This window comes from Roseibium sp., from assembly GCF_051016195.1.
In the GTDB taxonomy this organism is placed as follows: Bacteria; Pseudomonadota; Alphaproteobacteria; order Rhizobiales; family Stappiaceae; genus Roseibium.
Map to the genome: position 1 here is coordinate 5,696,813 of NZ_CP134616.1, position 18,406 is coordinate 5,715,218.

Sequence of the window (18,406 nt, forward strand, 5' to 3'; positions counted from 1 at the left end):
CTTCCTGCCAACGGCTGCCTGCGTCAAATCCGAATGATTTTCAATCTGATCGTCAGGTCGTCATGGCAGAGTGTGCGAAGAAAACGGGACTGTTCGGAAATTTCGTAAATCTTCTGCACACACGTTTTGCCAATCCTGATTTTCGACACTTTGAACGGGTCGTAATGCTAGTCTGAGTTGCGATCATACCAAGAGCACCGCGCGATGGGCGTTGTCGAATATCAGGGCATACACCGGCTGGTGGCGGAGCGGTTTTCCTGGATCGTTGCCGTCTGGGTTCATGTTTTGCTTTTTGCCGTTCTGGCGAGTTCCGAGTTCAAGGAGCATCACGGCACGCACGTTCCCGTACCTCTTGTCGTTGAACTTCTCCCTCTTAGAGAACTTTCGAGACCTGCCCCGCCTGAGCCTTTGCTCCAAGCGGAGACAGAAATGGAAACCGGCGCTGAAACGGCCGCGTTTCCCGATGCGCGGCCGCCGTTGCCAGGCACGGCTCTCCCCCGGCCCGAAGCCGAGTGGAAACAGGCGACGTCATTCTACGCCGCCGATGTGCTCAGCGATCCGCGTTCTGCGCAGGCACGCGTGGCGCTTGCGACACTGGTGAGCGGTGACCGGGCCGAACAGCTTTGCGCGCTGGAAGCCATGGAGCAGGTCAGGCGCACAGATCCGAAGTTTCGGCCAACGCGCCTGGCTCCGCACGCGTTCCGGAATTCCGTTCAGCGAAAAAATGAGATCATTGCCTCCGCCGCTGCGGTCAGGAGCAACAGGATCTGGTATGAAATCGCCTACAGGTGCCGGCTCTCGGCAAGCGGCAGCGAAGTCATCGGTTTTGAGTTTGCGCTTGGTGATCCGATAGACCGTTCGCTCTGGGACGAACACGGTCTTGCTCCGGTGCACTGAAACCGGACCGCACACTGGTCGGCGCAAACGCAAAACGCGGCAGAAGATTTCTCTGCCGCGTTAGGGTGCGGACTCATAAACACAAGGTTCAGGTGCCGTTTGGCCGGCCGCCTTCCTCGTGATCAATGCATTGACAGCCATTCACGCGCGGAGCGCTGCGCTTCGGCAATCTGAGACGGGCTCATTTCACCGGAGATTTCCTTGCGGTACTGAACGGCGTCCTTGTTGCCTTTCAAGGCGGCGATGTTGAACCACTTGTGTGCGGTGACAAGATCGGTTTCGCCTGTGCGGCCACACGCGCTGTCCAGACCCATCTGGAAAAGAATGTCGGCAGTTACGGGCTTTTCACCCATGGCGGCCATATCGGCCGAATGCATTTCAAAACGAGCCATGATGCTCCCCTTTTTGTCCTCTGTTCAGACTTCCCCGAAACGCAAGTATTTGCGAGTTTTTCCCCGGCGTTTCTTGAGGTCTACTTCAGCAGGAGCAGTTAAATGGCTCGTAAAAAAACAGGTTTAACGCAACCAAAACAAAAGTTTAAACAAGTCTGAAATTTACCCGCCGGTAATCATGCACAGCCGATTTCGTGTTAAATTTCAAGGAATTTACCCCCGACTTTCAGAAGTCGCATAAACCCTCTATTCACCACGCTGCGAGTTTGGGTATTTTTTGGACCCTAAGCCTCAACCCTCAACGGAGTGAACCGGGATCTCATGTCAGAGCCGACAATCGTCTTTCTTCACGGCACCAATGCATCTCCCTGGACAATGGAGCCCTTCCGAAGCTTCTTCGAGGAAAGGGGTTTCACATGTCATTCGCCGACATACCGCCACCACGATCTGCCGGATGGAGAAGACCGCACCAAGGCGCTCAGGGGTGCGAGCATTGCCGATTATGTCCAGGACATCGCGGACTTTCTCGCAACGCTGAATACGAAACCCGTGGTCATCGGCCACTCACTCGGCGGATTGATCACGCAGTTGCTTGCCGCGCGCGACCTGATCGCCGCGGGGGTGTTGATCAACAGCAGCATCATCAACGGCGCGGTGCCGACGACCGAGATGGAACGTGCGCTCGGCAAGATGTTCATGAGCGTGGGACCGTTCTGGAACGAAGTTCCGGGCCAGGATTTCGAGCTTCTGGCGACTTACGGCCTTAACACGATGCCGGTGGAACAGCAGCACGAGATCTGCGACCGGCTCAACACCGAGTCCGGTCAGGTCCTGTTCGAGTTGTTCTTCTGGATGTATGACGTCAACCAGACCACGCGGATCGACTTCGATCGCGCCAACACCCCCCTGTTGTTCTTGTCCGGATCGGAAGACAAGGTCGTCCCTCCGTCAACTGCCAGGACAATGGCGGAGAGGTACGGCCCGTTCGCGACATTCGTCGAAGTTCCGGGACGATGTCATTACATGCAGCTTGAGGAAGACCACGACGCGCTGGCCCAGCGTTGCCTGGACTGGATCCGCACTTTGTGAGGCGTGGTGCAGGCAATGCCAACCACGACGAGTTCGGCTGCTCCAGAAAAAAGTTTCCAAATTGACCTGGTGTACGGACTCATAACTGAAGTCAATCTGGTTTGGATCGTTTTGGCCATCTATCAAGCCTCTCGCAACGTCGAGGAGGAGCAAGCCGCCTCAAACCGTTACGGCCTCATTTATAGGTTCTTCACCTAGTCACCTGAATCTGAAGTTCGACTCATTTTGCAGCGGTCTTCGAACGAACTTCAGATTCACGAAGGTGACTAGCAAGTCTATGTTTCTAGTGCGGTTTACGAATTTGAAGTTCGCTTCGGAGACTGCAGAAGCAATGATGCGAACTTCAAATTCACCGCACTAGACTGTCAGCAAGCAAGAGCAGATTGCCGGATCCCCTTGATCCGGCTGCCCCGACATCTCGTTTTTCCGACTGTGTGGCGCATCGGAGCAAGCGGCGTGGCGGGGCCGGTTCTGCGCCACAGCACGTCGACACCGGCGCGCGGGAAAACCGTCAGATCATCATCTTCTTGTAACCGAGATGGCTCTGGTCATAGTCGAGCCGGCGGTAGAAGTGATGAGATCCCTCGCGTTCCCGATTGGACGTGAGTTGCACCATACAGGCGTTTTGTGCGCGTGCCAGACCTTCCGCATGCTCCATTATGAGACGGCCGACACCTGTGCCCCGTTGATCCGAGCGTACATGCACCGATTCAAGTTCAGCGCGCGGGCGACCCTTGAAGGCAAGACCTTTCAGAAAATGGATCTGGTATGTGCCGATCACGTCACCGTCGCCGCTGAGGGCAACATAGATGTCTGCTTCAGGGGCTGCGATGAGCGCCTCAAAAGCCGGACGGTATTCCTGCCAGTCATCGAATTCCTTGTCCTTGCGGATGCTTGTCGCGCCCGCATTGATGATAGAGACGATGTCTTGCAAATGGCTGAGATCCGCTTTTTTGATTTTTATTTCTGTTTCCACTTTTCTTCGTATCCCCAATGAAGCAGCGAAGAGAACCGGCTGGCGACGCATGCACTAGCCGCCGTGCGCATCCGGTCCGGTAAAACTTGACTCAAACTTTATCCAACTGATGTACCCAGATTTAAAGCGAGGTCCATACCATTTGCTCGGAACAGGTTGGCTCTTCAGGCAAAAAGGTGCCGTGGCCGAACCCTTTTGGGAGTATGACCCGGCATGTTTGACTTGGGCGGTTGGGCGATGTCTGTCGGAGGCGGCGTGGTGAGCGCGGCCTCCGTCTGGGGTTTGTCAGCGGTTGCTCGCCCGGACGGGAACACGAAGGGCCACGCCTGTTTTCTGATCTACAGCAAACCATGCAAATGGGTCGCAGCCGCTCTTGTGCCGCTTTCCGTGCTTGTCATCTACGCCATGGCCCATGCACCGGCCAAACACATCGCGCTCGCCTTTGTTGCCACCGCCGTGTTTCTCGCGGTCACACTGTTTGTCGTCTATCAGGTGTTCTTCGTTCGCTTTGGTTATGACCGAAACGCGATCTACTTCGACAGCCCGTTCCTGAGAAACAAGAAAGTGAGCTGGGATGACCTGGAATATGTCGGTCATTCAAATGCGTTTCAGGTCAATTTTCTCGAGGTTTCCAGTATCGGCCGCATCTGGTGCTCAAGTTTCCAGAACGGCCACAAGGACCTCGGGCGGTTCCTTGAACTGAAGGCAGAAATGCTCGTGGTCAACAATACCTGACACGTCGGGTCACTGGCAGAGCGGTTCCTGCGGGTCCAGTTCCGCAACGCCCCACCACGTGGTGCGCCAACCAGGGGTCTTCCACAGATGCGGCCACGCGCCGCTGAGGTAGGTCGCGGAAAGCGGCGTACCCGGATTTCCAAAGGCAACCTTTGCAAAGCGCTGCTCCGCCGGAAGACCCGGTTCTTCGTCCCCCTGCTCCCAGACGAAGAAACACTTGTCCCTCGGCGGGACGCGTGCCGGAATGGCCTTGGTGACAACACGCGCATGCGGAAAGAGCACACGCAGGTTGCCGCCGGTGTAGCCATCATCCGCGATCAGTGTCGCGCGACCTGCGCCAAGGTCTGCAAGCGGTTGCCTGAGTTCTTCGTAGGGTTTCATGTGACGGCACTTGCCGCCGCACAATAACCTGTCAGGAGCGACAAGACCGGGAACGCGCGCCAGAAACACGACGGCCACGGTGGCGGCGACAACGGTTGCCAGCCAGCGCCATTGCCGGTGGAACCCGAACCGTTCCAGATCCGCGAAGAGATAAATCGGCAGCAGCAGCATCAGGGGATGCATGTGCCGCTCCTTGACATAGGTGGCTCCGGTGACGGCGATCATGAATGCGGTGAGCAGGATCATCGCGACAACGGTTCGTCCGCATAGCCGGGCGACATTGTTCACTGCCGGCATTTCGGCCGCCGTTCTTCCCAGATACCGCTGCCAGAAAATCAGCAGCAAAACGGGAACCAAAAGCACGGAAAACCCGATGAGACCGAAGGCGAGCTTGCCGAGCCCCTCGCCGGCCCTTGCCACATGGGACGTTTCCGACGCAACGCCCATGGTCTTTGACACGGAGGCAAAGAGCTGCAGGCCTTCGGTCAGGATCCAGAAAGCGTAGGGGCTGTAAACGACCGCCGCAGCCACGGGCACGAGCACCAGACCTGCGAGACGAATCCGCGGACGCCAGTCGCCGTCGCTGACGGCGGCCAGAAGAAGAGCAAGGGCAAAGATCGGGTAGGAATGCTTGCCGATCAGGCCTGCCCCCGCAGCGGCACCGAACAGCAGATAGAAGGACAAACGCCCGCTCTCCAGGGCCTTTATGAAGAAAAAGGCACTTGCTGCGCAGGCCGTGGTCAGCACCACCGTGTGCGTGACACCTTCGTGCAGGTTCCAGCCGAACTGGTAGTAGAGCGAATAGGAAAAAGCGCAAAGGGCCGCAAGGCGCGGTGCATGGATGGCCTTGCGCGCGATCAGGAACAGAAACAGGGCGGCGACGGAAATCAGGCTGTACTTGACGAAAAGCGCAGCCCAGATGGTGGGGCCGAACGCCTGTTGCGCCGACCATAAAAGCCATTCGTAAAGAGGCGGCTGACGCAGCATGTAGCCCGGTTCAAGTGTCTGAACGAGGACGTTTTCGAACATGTCATCGGTGCCAAGAACCGGTGTCGACACGGCCCTCAGCAGGAGATGCAGCACGCCCCACAAGGCGACGATTCCCCACACCCCGAGCGGGGTCGCATAAAACGGGATTTCGGCTTCGCGTTGAGAGGACTGCAATACGGTCATGGCAAGCGGGATACATGATTTCCGATTGCCTGTAACCCTTCGAACGGATCAGAAGGCCAGAGAGCGCAGCGAAGCGCCGCGCTCTCTCTTGTTTTTATGGTGTGTCAGAGCGCAGGCAGCGGCGGTAAGGGTGTCTTGAGCCACTTCTTGGAAAGCTCATCAAGCTTGCCATTGAGCTTCTTGTGCAGAACAAACACGTTCACCCACTGCAGAAGATCGATGTTTCCGGTCTTCACCCCGATATAGGACGGGGAGTTGGCGATGATGAACTTGGTCTGGAGATTGAAATCCGGATTGTCGTTCGCAATTCCCAGCGCAACCATGTTGCCGGTCACGATGATGTCGGCCTGGCCCGAGACGTAGGCAGCGATGGTTGCGGCGTTGTCGCCGAAACGGATGATTTCGGACCCATCGGGTGCATCTTCGGTGATCGCAAGATCCTCAAGCGTACCGCCGGTGACGGCTATCTTCTTCCCCGCAAAATCGGCAATCGAAGCAACGGAGACATCCGGCTTGGCGAAAGCACCGGAGAAGAACGGTGCATAAGCATGAGAGAACCAAATGGATTTGGCGCGTTCCGGATTGGCACCGAGCGTCGAGATCACGAGATCGACCCGGTCGGTTTCCAGAAACGGAATCCTTTGCTTCGAGGTGACCGGAACCAGTTCAAGCTCGACACCGAGGTCCTCGGCGATCATCTTCGCGACGTCAATGTCGTATCCCTCGTATTCGCCGTCTGCGCCGAGCGAACCGAATGGCGGGAAATTTTCCGGTGTTGCGATCTTGATCGTACCGGATTGCAGGATATCTTTCAGCTCAGCCGTAGCCGGACTGGAGAAAACCAGAGCAGCCGACAGCAGGGCTCCTCCAAGACCAGTCAGTTTCTTCCACATTTCGCGACCCTCCTTTTTGGTTCAACAAGCGCGATTTTTCAGGCGGCGGCTTTGCCCCCGCTCTTTGAAGATGCCGAGCCGAGCCGCCTTTCGAGGCGGCGCGACCAGACAGACAACGGAAAACAGAGACTGAAGTAGATGACCGCCATCAGCGGATAGATGACGAATGGCTGCGTTCCCGGCACAGGCGAATTCGCCCAGCGTTTGCCAACCGTCATCAGGTCATGAAATCCGATGATATAGGCGAGAGACGTTCCCTTGATGATCTGCACCATGAAACCGATCGTCGGCGCCACGGCAAGACGAACGGCCTGCGGCAGGATGATGAGCAGCATGATCTGGAACAGCGTGAGGCCAAGTGCCTTGCCGCCTTCATGCTGCGAGCCCGGAACGGCAAAGATGGCGCCGCACCAGACCTCCGCCAGATAGGCGCTGGTATAGAGCGTGAGCGCCAGCCCCGCCGCGTGCCACGGATCGATCCTGAGGGAAAAGAGATGCGGAACGCCGAGTCCCAGCAGAAACAGAAGCATCAGAAGCGGAACCGACTGAAACAGCCATGTGTAGGCTGTGGCAAGCCCGGCAAGGAGGCGCCCGGGCGCGACCCGCGCGGCCGTGATGAGCATCGCGATTGCGCCACCGCCCAGGAAAGCGATCAGCGAGAGGTAGATCGTGAACTGCGTCGCGTCCAAAAGCTGATAAAGGACGATCCCGAACGGTTTTCCCAAAACCTCTGCGAACAGGTCCTTCACCGCACCACCTTCCACTTGAACAGGCGAACATGCAGGAGACCGAGCGCGCTTTTGAACATCAGCGACATGAGCACATAAATCACTGTGAGAGTGAAAAACACTTCGAACGAACGGAAGCTGCGGCTGTCGATGAAGACACCTGCCCATGTGAGGTCGGTCACGCCGATTTCCGAAATCACGCCCGTTGTCAGGAACAGGAAGATGAACTGGCTGTTGAGAGACGGATACATGGCGGCCACGGCCTGCGGCAGGCTGACCTTGATGAAGCTGAGCCACCTCGGGATCCCGAGAGCATCGGCAGCTTCCCCCTGGCCGCTGTCAAGTGACGCCAGGCCAGCCCTTAGGATTTCCGCAAAATAGGCAGAGAAGTTCACGGACAGCGCCAGCAATGCATGTCCCCAGAAGGGCCACTGGTAGCCGAACAGAAGCGGAAGACCGAACGCGATGAAAAACATCTGAACGATGAGCGGGGTGTTACGGATGAACTCGACCCATGCCGTCGCAAGCTGCATCAGAACCGGGATCCGGTAATGCCGGAACGCGGCAAGCAGAAGCGCAGCGATAAAGCCGAAAATGCCACCGCCGATGGTCAGCATTCCGCTGACCAGCGCTCCTTGAAAGAGTAGCCAGAGATACTCCGGATTTCGATAGATCTCAAAAAATCTCAGATCAGCCACTGCGACCGATCCGGTAATCTTCGTGTCTGCAAGGACGCCCCCAACCCCAAAACAGTTTCGGGATCGCTTTGCAACGGTCGTGCCAAACAGAAACGAGTGCAGGAGACTGCGCTAAACCCCGGCAACAAACGATGTCAACGATGGGAACGCTCAGAAAAAAGGCAGCCAGCCAAACAATTAGCCAAACGACACCGGCAAGTGCGCGGGAAAAGCGACAGACGGCTCGGGTCCGTACCCTAAAGCAAGTTCAATCCAGAAAAGACCAGGTATCCGCGCCGTCGAAATGGCGGAGACCGATCTCTTCGATCGTCCCGGGCGCTGCCAGCCGCAAGTTGACAGCCATGCGGCCTTTCGCTTCGCCGGCAATGGCTTCCCAGTGGGTTGTCGATCCGCACACTTTGCAGGTGTGAAAGGCGAGTTCGTGATCTCCCCGCGAATAGCGGATGGTGGCGTCCGGCTCTGCCTTGATGACAATGGTTCCCGCGTCCCCGTGACCCCACACAGTGCCCAGGCTTCTGCAGATGGAACAGTTGCATTCGACGGCGTGACGGGGCCGGGCCGACATCTCGAAGGTCACCGCACCACAGTGGCACGCCCCTTTGATCGGAAGCGCCACCGTGGAAGCCGTTCCCTCCGCGGACATCTCTATTCGAGACCGATTTTCTGTTTCAGAAGCTCATTCACGGCCTGCGGGTTTGCTTTGCCCTTAGAGGCTTTCATGACCTGACCGACGAACCAGCCGACAAGGTTTGGCTTTTCCCTGGCCTGTTCGACCTTGTCCGGGTTGGCAGCCAGGATTTCGTCGACAACCGCCTCGATCGCGCCCAGGTCCGTGACCTGTTTCATGCCGCGGTCTTCCACGATCTGTGCCGGATCGCCGCCTTCCGTCCAGACGATTTCAAACAGGTCCTTGGCGATCTTGCCAGAGATCGTTCCGGCCTTGATGAGATCGATGATCGATCCGAGTTGATCCGCAGAAACAGGGCTTTCGGAGAGATCCTTGCCTTCCTTGTTCAGGCGGCCGAACAACTCGTTGATGACCCAGTTGGCAGACAGCTTCGCATCACGTCCCTTCGCGACATCTTCGAAGAAATCGGCGGACGCCTTTTCGACAACGAGAATGTCGGCGTCATAGGCCGTCAGACCGTAGTCGCCGATGAACCGCGCTTTCTTGTCGTCCGGCAGTTCCGGCAAATGACCGGAGAGGTCGTCGACGAACGCCTGGGTGAACTCCAGCGGCAGCAGGTCGGGATCCGGGAAGTAGCGATAATCGTGCGCTTCCTCCTTGGACCGCATGGAGCGTGTCTCGCCCTTCACTGCATCGAAGAGCCGGGTTTCCTGGTCGATCTCGCCACCGTCTTCCAGAATACCCACCTGACGGCGCGCTTCATATTCAATCGCCTGACCGACGAAGCGGATCGAGTTGACGTTCTTGATCTCGCAACGTGTGCCGAATTCACCACCCGGACGGCGTACCGATACGTTGACGTCCGCGCGCATGGAGCCCTGATCCATGTTGCCGTCACACGTACCGAGGTAGCGCAGGATCGTGCGCAGTTTCGTCAGATAGGCCTTGGCTTCGTCCGACGACCTGAGGTCAGGCTTGGAGACGATCTCCATCAGCGCGACGCCGGACCTGTTCAGGTCGACGAACGACATGCTCGGATGCTGATCGTGCAACGACTTTCCTGCATCCTGTTCAAGATGCAGGCGTTCAACCCCGATCTCGACCTGCTCGTCCGGCATGTCGAGCAGGATTTTGCCCTCGCCGACGATCGGCTGCTTGAACTGCGAGATCTGATAGCCCTGAGGCAGATCGGGATAGAAGTAGTTCTTGCGGTCGAACACGGATTTCAGGTTGATCTCCGCCTTCAGGCCAAGGCCTGTGCGGATCGCCTGGCGCACGCATTCCTCGTTGATTACTGGCAGCATGCCGGGCATGGCTGCGTCGACAAGGCTAACGTTATCGTTCGGGGCCCTGCCGAATTCGGTCGAGGCGCCGGAAAAGAGCTTGGCTTCGGACGTGACCTGCGCATGGACTTCCATGCCGATCACGATCTCCCAATCGCCGGTCGCGCCCTTGATGAATTTCTTCGGATCGGGTGTGCGTACGTCGACAAGCGTCATCTTCGTCAAAAATCCTGTTCTGTTCTATTTCGCGCACGCGATCAGGGAGGTCGGCAGGAATGCTGCGGCGCGAATTTAAAGCTGCCTGATGACCTATTCGGGAATTGCGCCGGCTGCAAGGGTTTCCTTATGTGCCGCAGCAGCTTTCGCACAAAGTGTCCTGATTGCACCCGGGATACGCGGTTGCCCGGCCGTTTGAACCGTTTGGGACGAGCGAAAACGGAAATGACGGGGGATACGGTCTGCCACTCATTCCACGCCGGGATTCTGTGCCGTTCCCGTGCGCATGATGAAGCCGATCAGAACGGCGACGGCCTGATAAAGTTCCAAAGGGATTTCCTGGTCGATTTCGATCTGCGAGAGCGCTTCCGCCATCATGGGGTTCTGTTCGATCGGCACTCCGGCCTCCCGCGCAAGTTTCTCGATCTGCTCGGCAATCGAGCCGCCCCCCTTCGCGGTAACGACAGGCGCTCCCTCGTTCTCGTATCGAAGTGCGACGGCAAGTTTTTTCTCCGGCTTGTCTCCCGGCTCCATTCTCACCTCCTCATGATTGCCTGTCGACAAGCGTGCCATACTTGGCGGCCGCCCTGGGAGGCAGCCCCCGCATCAGCCTAAATTCCTGCAGATCCAGCCCGGCATCGGCAAAAGAGGCCAGCATGGTTTCCTCAAGAGCTCTCAAATTGTCATAGGTAGCGGATCTCTCAACCCAGAGGCTGACATAGGTTCCCCCACCGCGCAGGCTGACGGCGGCCTCGACCGGTCCGGTCGCCGTGAGGTCCATCGCAAAACGAAGCCTCCAAGCGGGTTCGCCGTCGCCGTCATCCGCCTGGCCGCCACCATCCCGGCCAACCTGTAGCTGCAACACGCCTGTTTCCTGGCCGAGCGCCAACGGCAATTCAAGCACAAGGTCCATGGGGCGAGACGCCGCCTGGGAGCGCTCGTCACCTGCAAGTCCGGAGTTGACAAGTTGGGTCATCCTGACCCGCGCGAGGGCCGCGTCGGTCTCCTTCAGCAGCGCCTGCAGGACCTGAGGCGTGCTGCCCGGCAGGAAACCTCTCGCGCCCGGCTGGGCCTGCCCCTGTGGCGGTTCCTGCCGCGAAGGCGGTTTCGGCTGCGCCGCAGGACGCGTTACCTGTGCCTCGGCTCCAAATTGCTGCAACAGTGATTTGAAAGACATCAAGACAGACTTGAGATCCACCTGTGCGCTCGGCGTCCCGCCGCGTGGAAAAGCGATGTCAGCCTCCCTGAACTGCCCTGACAGGCGGATGGACTGCTGAAGATCGCCGGCGGACGGACTTTGCCCCGCATTCAACCGCAAACCGAGGATCTGCTGCATCGCCTTGACGACAGGGTCCGGCAAGGCAACCTTTCCTGTCGCCTGCATGGACACCAGATTTCCCGCCTGAACGAAGAGATTGGCCAATCCGGACTGCTGCTCGCCGAGCGCCTGGAAGGCCTGGCGCGCAATCTGATTTGCAGGTTTCGTTGTCGTGGTCGCATCCGGCGCCGATGCAGTTCCAGACCGGGGAGCCGTTCCAGCCGCAGGGGGCTGATAAGGCTGGTGTTGCGCCACACGCAGGCTGTCTCCCGCTTGTAGCGATCCCTTTGGCGCCTGACCGGTCGCTGCAGGTGACGTCGCCGGAGATGTTGGCGTATTCACGGGAGCGCGGACCTGAGGCCTTGAAACGTCGAAGGCCGCGCTTCCAGGCTTGGCGGCCAAAGCGCCGGTTGCCGGAAGCGGTGCCTGCGCCGGGGCAGTTCTTTCCGCACCTGCCGGCGACGGATGGACCGCGGATTGACCTGGCCCGGTTGATTGTGCGGCGACGGGACCGGACGCCGGCGACGATGGCACCTGCGGCGCATGCGCGCTGTTCGGAGTGACAGCGGTCGACGCTGATGCAGGTGGCGTGGCTGATGTGGGTGGCGCTGCTGATGTGGGTGGTGCTGCTGATGTGGGTGGTGCAGTTGAGGCGCGCGCTGCGGCGGCTGCGTCTGACGTTAGCCCCGTTGTTTGTGGTGACGCGGGCTGAAGCGCCTGTGTCTTTGCTCCCGAGGCCGGGTTCGTCTGCGGCAACGGCGATTCAGGTCTGGGAACCGGCGCGCCTGGCCGAAGGGTCGCGGACGCCGCCGCTGATGCCGGGTTGGACGGCGCCGGAGGCGGCACCTGCCTGACGGCTTCAGCCGCCGATTGCAGGTTTACCTGAGGCCCCGGTGTAGCGGCTGGACGTCCGATCCCGGGCGCGGCTGGTTGAGCCGGTGGCGCCAGCGCCTGTGTCTGGTTGGAAACGGATGATGCACCGCGCGCAGCAGGCGCTGCGGGCGGGCTCGCCGAACTGGCGCTGCCTTGCGGGAGCGCGGTAGCTGGTGTGAATGCGTTCGCTCCGGGCTTTGACGCGACAGGTGGCGGGAGTGCGCTGGATCCGGCACCTGACTGCGGCAGGCGATTTGAGACAACCGGGTCAGACTGCGTCCCTTTAACAGCTGCTTGTCCGGGAGCCGGTGTGACTTGAGGCGCGGAAGCTGCCGGTGAGCCGGGTTGCCGGGCCGGGCCTGCAGCTTGTTGCTCAGAACTACCTCTCAGGACTGTTCCCTGTTGCGTAGTCGGGCTTTGCGCCGGCGGCTGGCTTTGCGCCGGCGGCTGGTTTGTGGCCGGTGACGCGGACACCACACGCGCAGTCTGAGCAGTCTGAGCGGTCTTGGTGGACTGTGCGGTCTGTGGGGTTTCCAGGGGTGGTTTCTCTTGCGTCGCCGCAGGCACCCCTGCCCCAGCCGTGGCAAGCGCCTGCGCCGGACCTGGTGCCGGTCTGCCTGGCAGAGCTTGCGATGACGGCAGGGCCTGTGATGGCTGCGGTGCCTGCTGAGGCTGTTGTGCGGTCAAAGGCGCCGCCGCATCCCCGGGCAGAACCTGCGGGGTTGTCACCTGGATCACCGGACTGGTCCTGTTGCCTGAAACGGAAACGATGACCTCGCTCCCCAACGGCAATCTCACGGGGAGCTTGAGATCGAACTTCGCATCATCGGTCGCAAACCGAACTATGCCGCCCGGCAAATTTGCCTCTACCCTGGCTCTCAACTCTGTTCCAGGTTCAAGCCGCGCCGCCGCGACGGATGTGCCTTGCCCCAAGGCCGAGGGCTGGGCGCTCACCGTTTCAACCATCGCAACGCCTCTCGCATTCGCAGTGGCAGAGATTCGCAAGGCCGTATTATGACCGCTTTCTCCCGACCTGCACAGACTTGACCCTGATCAATGCTGCCGCAGCCTTAACGGCTCATTGTGCCAGCCTGGATGACTTGTGAAACCGTCTTGTCCACTCGATTTGCGCGCGGACAACCTGGGGCTGACCCGGACTGAAAGCTGTGAAGGGAGAAACAGCGTGAACTGGATGGACCGCCTGAACGAGCGTGCCGGCTTGATGGGCAGAATGCTCGACACCATCGGTGCAATGGAAAAAATTCCCACCGGGATAAGATCCGATGCCGAGTTGCGGACGGCCGCGCTGCGCTGCATTAGCTGCGGAAATGCCGAAGCCTGCAAAAAATGGCTGGAAGATCACTCGGATGGCGCGGCGCACCCGATGAAGAATTGTCCAAACGCCGAACTGTTCGACAGCTGGCTGGAAGACTAGGGTCAGGACTCATTCATTTGGATGGATTGGTAGGGATGAATTTGTTCGGATACGAGGCGCAAAGCTGCGGGAAACCGTCCGGTTTCCAAAGATTTGCAACGACGTTGCCGGGCAAATTCACCCTATCCCTCCGGGACGCAAAAACGGCTTCGATCCGCACCGTCAAACCGCTCAACCGGGCAGGAAGCCCGCTTGTCGCGATTTTCCTTGCAGCTCATCGCCGTTTGCCGCGCCAATTCAACCAAATGAATGGGTCCTGACCCTAGCACACCTAGTGCACAGCGGAACCGGGGATCAGGTCCTCTTGCGCTGCCGGCGCAGCCAGAACATCAGTCCGCCCAACGCCGCACCGCCGACAAATCGAAACGGAAACATTGCCAGCGCTCCCGCGTCCTGCGAAATCGGCTGTGGCAGCTGAAGCATGCCGACGGCAGCCTCGAGCATGAGTGACAGGGCCGCCGCGGCGAAGCCCACGATCCAGAGCTTCTGCGCCGTGTCGGCACGCCAACCCAAGTATCCGCCGATCAGCAGAGCAAACGGATTCAACAGCCCCGAGAATCCGAAAAGATCAATCCAAGTATCAGAAAGCATGTCCATTCCCCTCACATAGCGTCACGCTGCTTCAAAGGCGAGACCTTTCATGACGCAATTCAGAGGCAGTCCAGATAATTTTTTCTATCTGGTCAAATATTTCTCTAACTCACCCTGACTTTTACCTGCGATTTGGATGAAAACAGATCATTTCGCCCAACATGAACGATCATTCATGTGTGATTTTGGCTGTTTTACTTCTTCAATAACTGTGATATATTGCAAATGAACCTCAGTTAAATCTCCGACATCTGTCGGAAGTCAATTCTATTTGCACATCATTTAATCATGTCTTTAGCCTCAGCTGTCCACAGTGATGATCCAACTATAGGCGCCCTGGGAAAATCCGATCGGCGACTTGGGATCGTGTGCGCAAACTGCGGACGATTCAGATACATGAATGGTGCGCGCTTCTCCCAAGACCAGAAAGTGTCAGCGCTCAGCGAGACGCTGATCTGCTCATCCTGCAGGTCGACCGACGTCAAGGCGGTCGCCGTATCCCGGAACCCGGACAACGGGTACTGGCCTGCAGAGAGCAGCTGACACCTGCAGCATTTCCGCAACAGAAACGCAAAAGCTTGTCCGGACCCGGGGTTATCGCCAGGCGCGAGATTGAACCTGCTCCCACCCCGTGATAGGCGGGCTTTCCGATAGCGAGGTTTTATGTCCGGACAACTGGAGTCCCGATAAGTCCCGGCTGATTGAAAGCCGGACAGTGAATACCGGCGTTGCGTGCGATTGGCCGCAGCGGCCATAAACCTGTATCGATTTCTCAGGCACTTCCGAAATGGACATATCAAAAGCCGAACAGCGGGTTCTGCACCTGCTGGCGCAAGGCGGCTGCATCCTCGTGGAGAAAGACGAAGATGGCCGCATCATCAATCAGGAAACCGTCACTCGCGACGGTTGGTACTGGGGCGGCTGCTCACTGAGACTTTTCCGAAAGCTCAAGTACAAACGATTGATCGCCTCAAAAAACAGCGGTCCCTACCGGATCACCCAGCTCGGACTGAAAAGGGTCCGTGCTCAACTGGACAACAGATGACACCGGAGGACTTTCCCAAACCCGAAAGGTGCGCACCGGTTTGCCGGTGCGCATCTTTCCTTGCCGAGTTTCGCCGACATGTTCCGCCACAGTTCGGCAAACCAAGTCCGACCGATCGTATGTTCGATCGTGCTCACGACGTCCCCTCATCCGTGCCCGCCAGGTCAGGCGCGTCGCCGAGCAGATATCTCGGACCCCGTCCATGACGCGCAGCGGCGTCTCCCGCATTATAAAGATTGCAGGATTTCATGGACAGGCATCCGCACCCGATACATGCATCCAGTTTGTCACGAAGTGCCGTCATTCTCTCGATGCGGTCGTCGAGATGTTTGCGGAACTCACGGCTCATTTTGCTCCAGTCCGCCTTGTTCGGCGCGCGCCCTTCAGGCAACTGTGCGAGCCGGACGGCAATCTCCGATATCGTGAACCCGAATTCCTGGGCAACGAGCGCAAAGGACAATCGGCGAATGTCGGCGCGCATGAACCTGCGTTGGCCACCGCTGTTTCTGGCGGGATGGACAAGCCCCTTTTCTTCATAGAAGCGGATTGCCGAAACGGACAACCCTGTCCTGTCCGCAAGCTCGCCGATCGAGAGAAGATCACTCCCCTTCATAACCTTTTTCAAATAAATTCCTTTTTGACCTTGACCTCAAGTATAGTTGAGGAATTATCTCATGTGTCCATGAGGAGTCAAACCCGGAAAGGACAACACCATGAGCACTGCCTTCCTCGAACATGTCAACGTGACGGTTACCGACCCCGAAGCAACGGCAAAACGGCTGGAAGACTGGTTCGGTTGGAAAGTCCGGTGGAAAGGGGCCGCTCTCAATGGCGGCACGACCTACCACATCGGCAACGAGACCAGCTATATCGCAGCCTACTCACCCTCCAACGATACGACGCCGGTTACGGGCGAAAGCTACAGCCATCATGGCGGCCTGAACCATATCGCCGTTGTCGTCGACGATCTCGACGCGACAGAGAAGCGGATCAGGGCTGGTGGCTACAAGACGCACAATCATCAGGACTACGAGCCCGGCCGCCGGTTCTATTTCGATGACGACGACGGTATCGAATTCGAGATTGTGAGCTACGAGTGACATGATAGGCCGGTTTGCGGGGAGTTATTCCCGAGAACCGGCCGCGCACTCACAAATAGCTGGTGTCCAATACTCGAACCCCGCGTCTTCGCGGCAAAGTGCCATATGGGTGCGTGGCCCTATTTTGGCACTTTCTTCTGAAACACTCCCTTTCTGTGTAAATTTCCCAATGTCCGAAACACGAGAGAAAACATCGAAGGAAACCGGGAAACTATCGGGAGGGAAGCATGAAGCTGGTGCGAAACGAAGACATCGCCTGGGCCAACGGTCCCGGTTACAGAAAAAAGGTTCTGCTGCGGGACGCGGACATCAACATGAATGGAGGTCTCGTCCAGATTGTCGAGATTCCACCGCACACTCAGGTAAATGAGCATTATCACAAGTCGTGCACGGAGGTCTTTCATGTCCTGTCCGGCAAGGGGACTTTCCGGATCGACGGCCGGGAGTTCAATCTTGAACCGGGGCAGACGCTGACCTGCGAACCGCTCGAGGTGCACAGCACCGAGAACCAGTACGATTTTCCGTTCACTTATGTAGTTTTCAAAACCAACGTCGTCGAAAACGATATTTTCTGGTGTGATCGACAGGCGCACTAACGCAGTTTCATGTTGTCCGAGCTTGAGCGCGGCCACAGGCCCGCACGGACGGGTGCGCGCGCTCGCGCGCGCGCCGCACACCATTCCAAGCGGCAGAGCGCCTCTTCAGTGACCCGTAAGCACCAGCGCCGTGATCGGGTATCTGAGAGCCTGTCCCCGGATCATGATCGCGTGGACGATACCGACCGTGTCGACCACATGCAGGAACACAAACTCGCCCGTCCCGAGATTTTCGTCAGATGTCAGCCTGTCGTGGTTGCTGGTATAGGCATTGACCGAACAGCTGGCACCCGGCGGCAGCCTGTCGAGCCCACCTTTATAGAGCGGTTCCAGGATTGCGGTGACGGTTCCCTGTTTTGCCGCCGCCTGCGACGTGTCGAAAAGCTTGCTGCCCGCCGTGACCTGGCCTGACGCGATCACGTTCTGAACATCGGTGACAACAAGCGGAATGATCGTGAACGGCACTGAAGGACAGAAGGCCTCCGCCACCATGCCCGGTTTCATGACCTGGGCCTCGATCTGACTGAAGCCTGCAACGATGCGTTCCTGCTGCGAGTCCGCCGGGATCAGCACGCCAGCCGGGCGCATCAGCGGGTTGACGATATCGCCGGGCCGCAGAACAAACTGGCTGACTGTCCCGTCGACGCCCGCATAGACAGTCATTTTGGACAGTTCGACTTCCGCCTCCTGCTGCCGCGCCCGTGCGCTTTCGAGACTGGCCGGCAGGGCAATGTTGATCTTCGTCTCGACAAGTTCCTTGTTTGCCTGTGCGGCCGAAAGAGCGCCTTGCCTGGAATCGACCGTGGTCTGCAATTTTTCAATGTCCCGCTCGCTGACGACATTGGCGTTGCGCTCAAACAGCTCCTGCTTGGTATCAAGTTCATCCTGCGCCTGTTTAAGAGCGGCCTCCGCCTGCTCCACCTGGGCGCTCGCGACAGCGAGCTCGCCCTGGGCGAGCGCGATCTCGCCCTCGATTTCGGCAACCTGTTGCTTCGCCGTGGTTACATCGGCTTCCTGGCGGCTGCTGTCCAACTTGAACAGCTGGTCGCCGGCCTTCACCTCCGTATCGAGCGACAAGGGTACGAAGACTTCCGAGACCCGTCCCGAGCCTTCAGGCAGGATCGGCAGAACGCGGAAGGTGGATACCGCGCTGGTGGATGACGGATGAAAATAGAAGATGAGCGTGATTAGCGAGATCGTCAGCATCAGGCAGGACACGATGCCGTACCGCAACTCGTACCAGACGGAATAGAGCGTGATCTCGTGACCAATCCGCTTGCCCTGGACGTACCGGCGGAACAGGTAGTCCGGCAGGATCGTGATCATGGAACAGAATAGGGTCTCAAACACGTGTTCTGC

21 protein-coding genes are annotated in these 18,406 nt (G+C 58.4%); 8 read left to right on the plus strand and 13 right to left on the minus strand.

What is annotated here, in order from left to right; all coding sequences use genetic code 11:
- Window positions 1-204 precede the first annotated feature (204 nt).
- A complete protein-coding gene (locus tag RDA78_RS25835) occupies window positions 205-897 on the plus strand; it encodes a DUF930 domain-containing protein (RefSeq protein WP_434052620.1) in 693 nt (230 codons plus the stop codon).
- Window positions 898-1,019: 122 nt separating this feature from the next.
- Here the strand turns inward: RDA78_RS25835 and RDA78_RS25840 are convergent, their stop codons facing one another.
- Window positions 1,020-1,289 carry a hypothetical protein gene (locus tag RDA78_RS25840; protein ID WP_434052621.1) on the minus strand — a complete coding sequence of 90 codons (270 nt, stop codon included), beginning with the start codon at window positions 1,287-1,289 and terminating at the stop codon, window positions 1,020-1,022.
- 321 nt (window positions 1,290-1,610) lie between these two features.
- Here RDA78_RS25840 and RDA78_RS25845 point away from each other — a divergent pair, with 321 nt between their 5' ends.
- Window positions 1,611-2,378 carry an alpha/beta hydrolase gene (locus RDA78_RS25845; protein ID WP_434052622.1) on the plus strand — a complete coding sequence of 256 codons (768 nt, stop codon included), beginning with the start codon at window positions 1,611-1,613 and terminating at the stop codon, window positions 2,376-2,378.
- Window positions 2,379-2,889: 511 nt separating this feature from the next.
- On the opposite strand, the gene RDA78_RS25850 is transcribed toward RDA78_RS25845, so the two are convergent.
- Window positions 2,890-3,354 (minus strand): N-acetyltransferase family protein, encoded by a 465-nt coding sequence (locus RDA78_RS25850; RefSeq protein WP_434052623.1) that lies wholly within the window; start codon window positions 3,352-3,354, stop codon window positions 2,890-2,892.
- A 213-nt stretch (window positions 3,355-3,567) separates the two neighbouring features.
- Between RDA78_RS25850 and RDA78_RS25855 the strand changes: the two genes are divergently transcribed.
- On the plus strand, window positions 3,568-4,089 hold the full coding sequence (locus RDA78_RS25855; RefSeq protein ID WP_434052624.1) for a hypothetical protein: 522 nt from the start codon (window positions 3,568-3,570) through the stop codon (window positions 4,087-4,089).
- 9 nt (window positions 4,090-4,098) lie between these two features.
- Here the strand turns inward: RDA78_RS25855 and RDA78_RS25860 are convergent, their stop codons facing one another.
- From RDA78_RS25860 to RDA78_RS25895, 8 genes are all read right to left on the minus strand, one after another.
- Window positions 4,099-5,643 carry an ArnT family glycosyltransferase gene (locus RDA78_RS25860; protein WP_434052625.1) on the minus strand — a complete coding sequence of 515 codons (1,545 nt, stop codon included), beginning with the start codon at window positions 5,641-5,643 and terminating at the stop codon, window positions 4,099-4,101.
- A 104-nt stretch (window positions 5,644-5,747) separates the two neighbouring features.
- Complete coding sequence (locus tag RDA78_RS25865; RefSeq protein WP_434052626.1) at window positions 5,748-6,536, minus strand: transporter substrate-binding domain-containing protein; 789 nt, start codon at window positions 6,534-6,536, stop codon at window positions 5,748-5,750.
- Between the two features lie 38 nt (window positions 6,537-6,574).
- Window positions 6,575-7,285, minus strand: a complete 711-nt coding sequence (locus RDA78_RS25870; protein WP_434052627.1) for an amino acid ABC transporter permease — start codon at window positions 7,283-7,285, stop codon at window positions 6,575-6,577.
- Window positions 7,282-7,962 carry an amino acid ABC transporter permease gene (locus tag RDA78_RS25875; RefSeq protein WP_434052628.1) on the minus strand — a complete coding sequence of 227 codons (681 nt, stop codon included), beginning with the start codon at window positions 7,960-7,962 and terminating at the stop codon, window positions 7,282-7,284. Before RDA78_RS25875 ends, RDA78_RS25870 begins: the two co-directional genes overlap by 4 nt.
- Window positions 7,963-8,209: 247 nt before the next feature.
- The gene (locus tag RDA78_RS25880; protein WP_434052629.1) at window positions 8,210-8,578 is read right to left on the minus strand and encodes a GFA family protein; all 369 of its coding nucleotides are present in this window, start codon (window positions 8,576-8,578) and stop codon (window positions 8,210-8,212) included.
- 29 nt (window positions 8,579-8,607) lie between these two features.
- Window positions 8,608-10,089: an Asp-tRNA(Asn)/Glu-tRNA(Gln) amidotransferase subunit GatB gene (gene gatB, locus RDA78_RS25885; protein WP_434052630.1), complete on the minus strand. Its 1,482-nt coding sequence runs from the start codon at window positions 10,087-10,089 to the stop codon at window positions 8,608-8,610.
- 249 nt (window positions 10,090-10,338) lie between these two features.
- Window positions 10,339-10,623, minus strand: a complete 285-nt coding sequence (locus tag RDA78_RS25890) for an EscU/YscU/HrcU family type III secretion system export apparatus switch protein (RefSeq protein WP_434052631.1) — start codon at window positions 10,621-10,623, stop codon at window positions 10,339-10,341.
- A 10-nt stretch (window positions 10,624-10,633) separates the two neighbouring features.
- Window positions 10,634-11,749, minus strand: a complete 1,116-nt coding sequence (locus RDA78_RS25895; RefSeq protein WP_434052632.1) for a flagellar hook-length control protein FliK — start codon at window positions 11,747-11,749, stop codon at window positions 10,634-10,636.
- 236 nt (window positions 11,750-11,985) lie between these two features.
- Here RDA78_RS25895 and RDA78_RS25900 point away from each other — a divergent pair, with 236 nt between their 5' ends.
- Both RDA78_RS25900 and RDA78_RS25905 read left to right on the plus strand, forming a co-directional pair.
- Window positions 11,986-12,261: a hypothetical protein gene (locus RDA78_RS25900; protein WP_434052633.1), complete on the plus strand. Its 276-nt coding sequence runs from the start codon at window positions 11,986-11,988 to the stop codon at window positions 12,259-12,261.
- Window positions 12,262-13,472: 1,211 nt separating this feature from the next.
- The gene (locus tag RDA78_RS25905) at window positions 13,473-13,715 is read left to right on the plus strand and encodes a DUF6455 family protein (RefSeq protein ID WP_434052634.1); all 243 of its coding nucleotides are present in this window, start codon (window positions 13,473-13,475) and stop codon (window positions 13,713-13,715) included.
- A gap of 294 nt (window positions 13,716-14,009) precedes the next feature.
- Here RDA78_RS25905 and RDA78_RS25910 read toward each other — a convergent pair whose 3' ends face one another.
- Window positions 14,010-14,306 (minus strand): phosphatidylglycerophosphatase, encoded by a 297-nt coding sequence (locus RDA78_RS25910; RefSeq protein WP_434052635.1) that lies wholly within the window; start codon window positions 14,304-14,306, stop codon window positions 14,010-14,012.
- Between the two features lie 787 nt (window positions 14,307-15,093).
- On the opposite strand from RDA78_RS25910, the gene RDA78_RS25915 reads away from it, so the two are divergent.
- Window positions 15,094-15,351, plus strand: coding sequence for a YjhX family toxin (locus RDA78_RS25915; RefSeq protein ID WP_434052636.1), 258 nt, complete (start codon window positions 15,094-15,096; stop codon window positions 15,349-15,351).
- Window positions 15,352-15,484: 133 nt separating this feature from the next.
- On the opposite strand, the gene soxR is transcribed toward RDA78_RS25915, so the two are convergent.
- Complete coding sequence (gene soxR / locus RDA78_RS25920; RefSeq protein ID WP_434056213.1) at window positions 15,485-15,964, minus strand: redox-sensitive transcriptional activator SoxR; 480 nt, start codon at window positions 15,962-15,964, stop codon at window positions 15,485-15,487.
- A gap of 100 nt (window positions 15,965-16,064) precedes the next feature.
- On the opposite strand from soxR, the gene RDA78_RS25925 reads away from it, so the two are divergent.
- Window positions 16,065-16,451 carry a VOC family protein gene (locus tag RDA78_RS25925; RefSeq protein WP_434052637.1) on the plus strand — a complete coding sequence of 129 codons (387 nt, stop codon included), beginning with the start codon at window positions 16,065-16,067 and terminating at the stop codon, window positions 16,449-16,451.
- Between the two features lie 227 nt (window positions 16,452-16,678).
- The gene (locus tag RDA78_RS25930; protein ID WP_434052638.1) at window positions 16,679-17,047 is read left to right on the plus strand and encodes a cupin domain-containing protein; all 369 of its coding nucleotides are present in this window, start codon (window positions 16,679-16,681) and stop codon (window positions 17,045-17,047) included.
- Window positions 17,048-17,152: 105 nt separating this feature from the next.
- Here the strand turns inward: RDA78_RS25930 and RDA78_RS25935 are convergent, their stop codons facing one another.
- Window positions 17,153-18,397 (minus strand): HlyD family secretion protein, encoded by a 1,245-nt coding sequence (locus RDA78_RS25935; protein ID WP_434052639.1) that lies wholly within the window; start codon window positions 18,395-18,397, stop codon window positions 17,153-17,155.
- Window positions 18,398-18,406 lie beyond the last annotated feature (9 nt).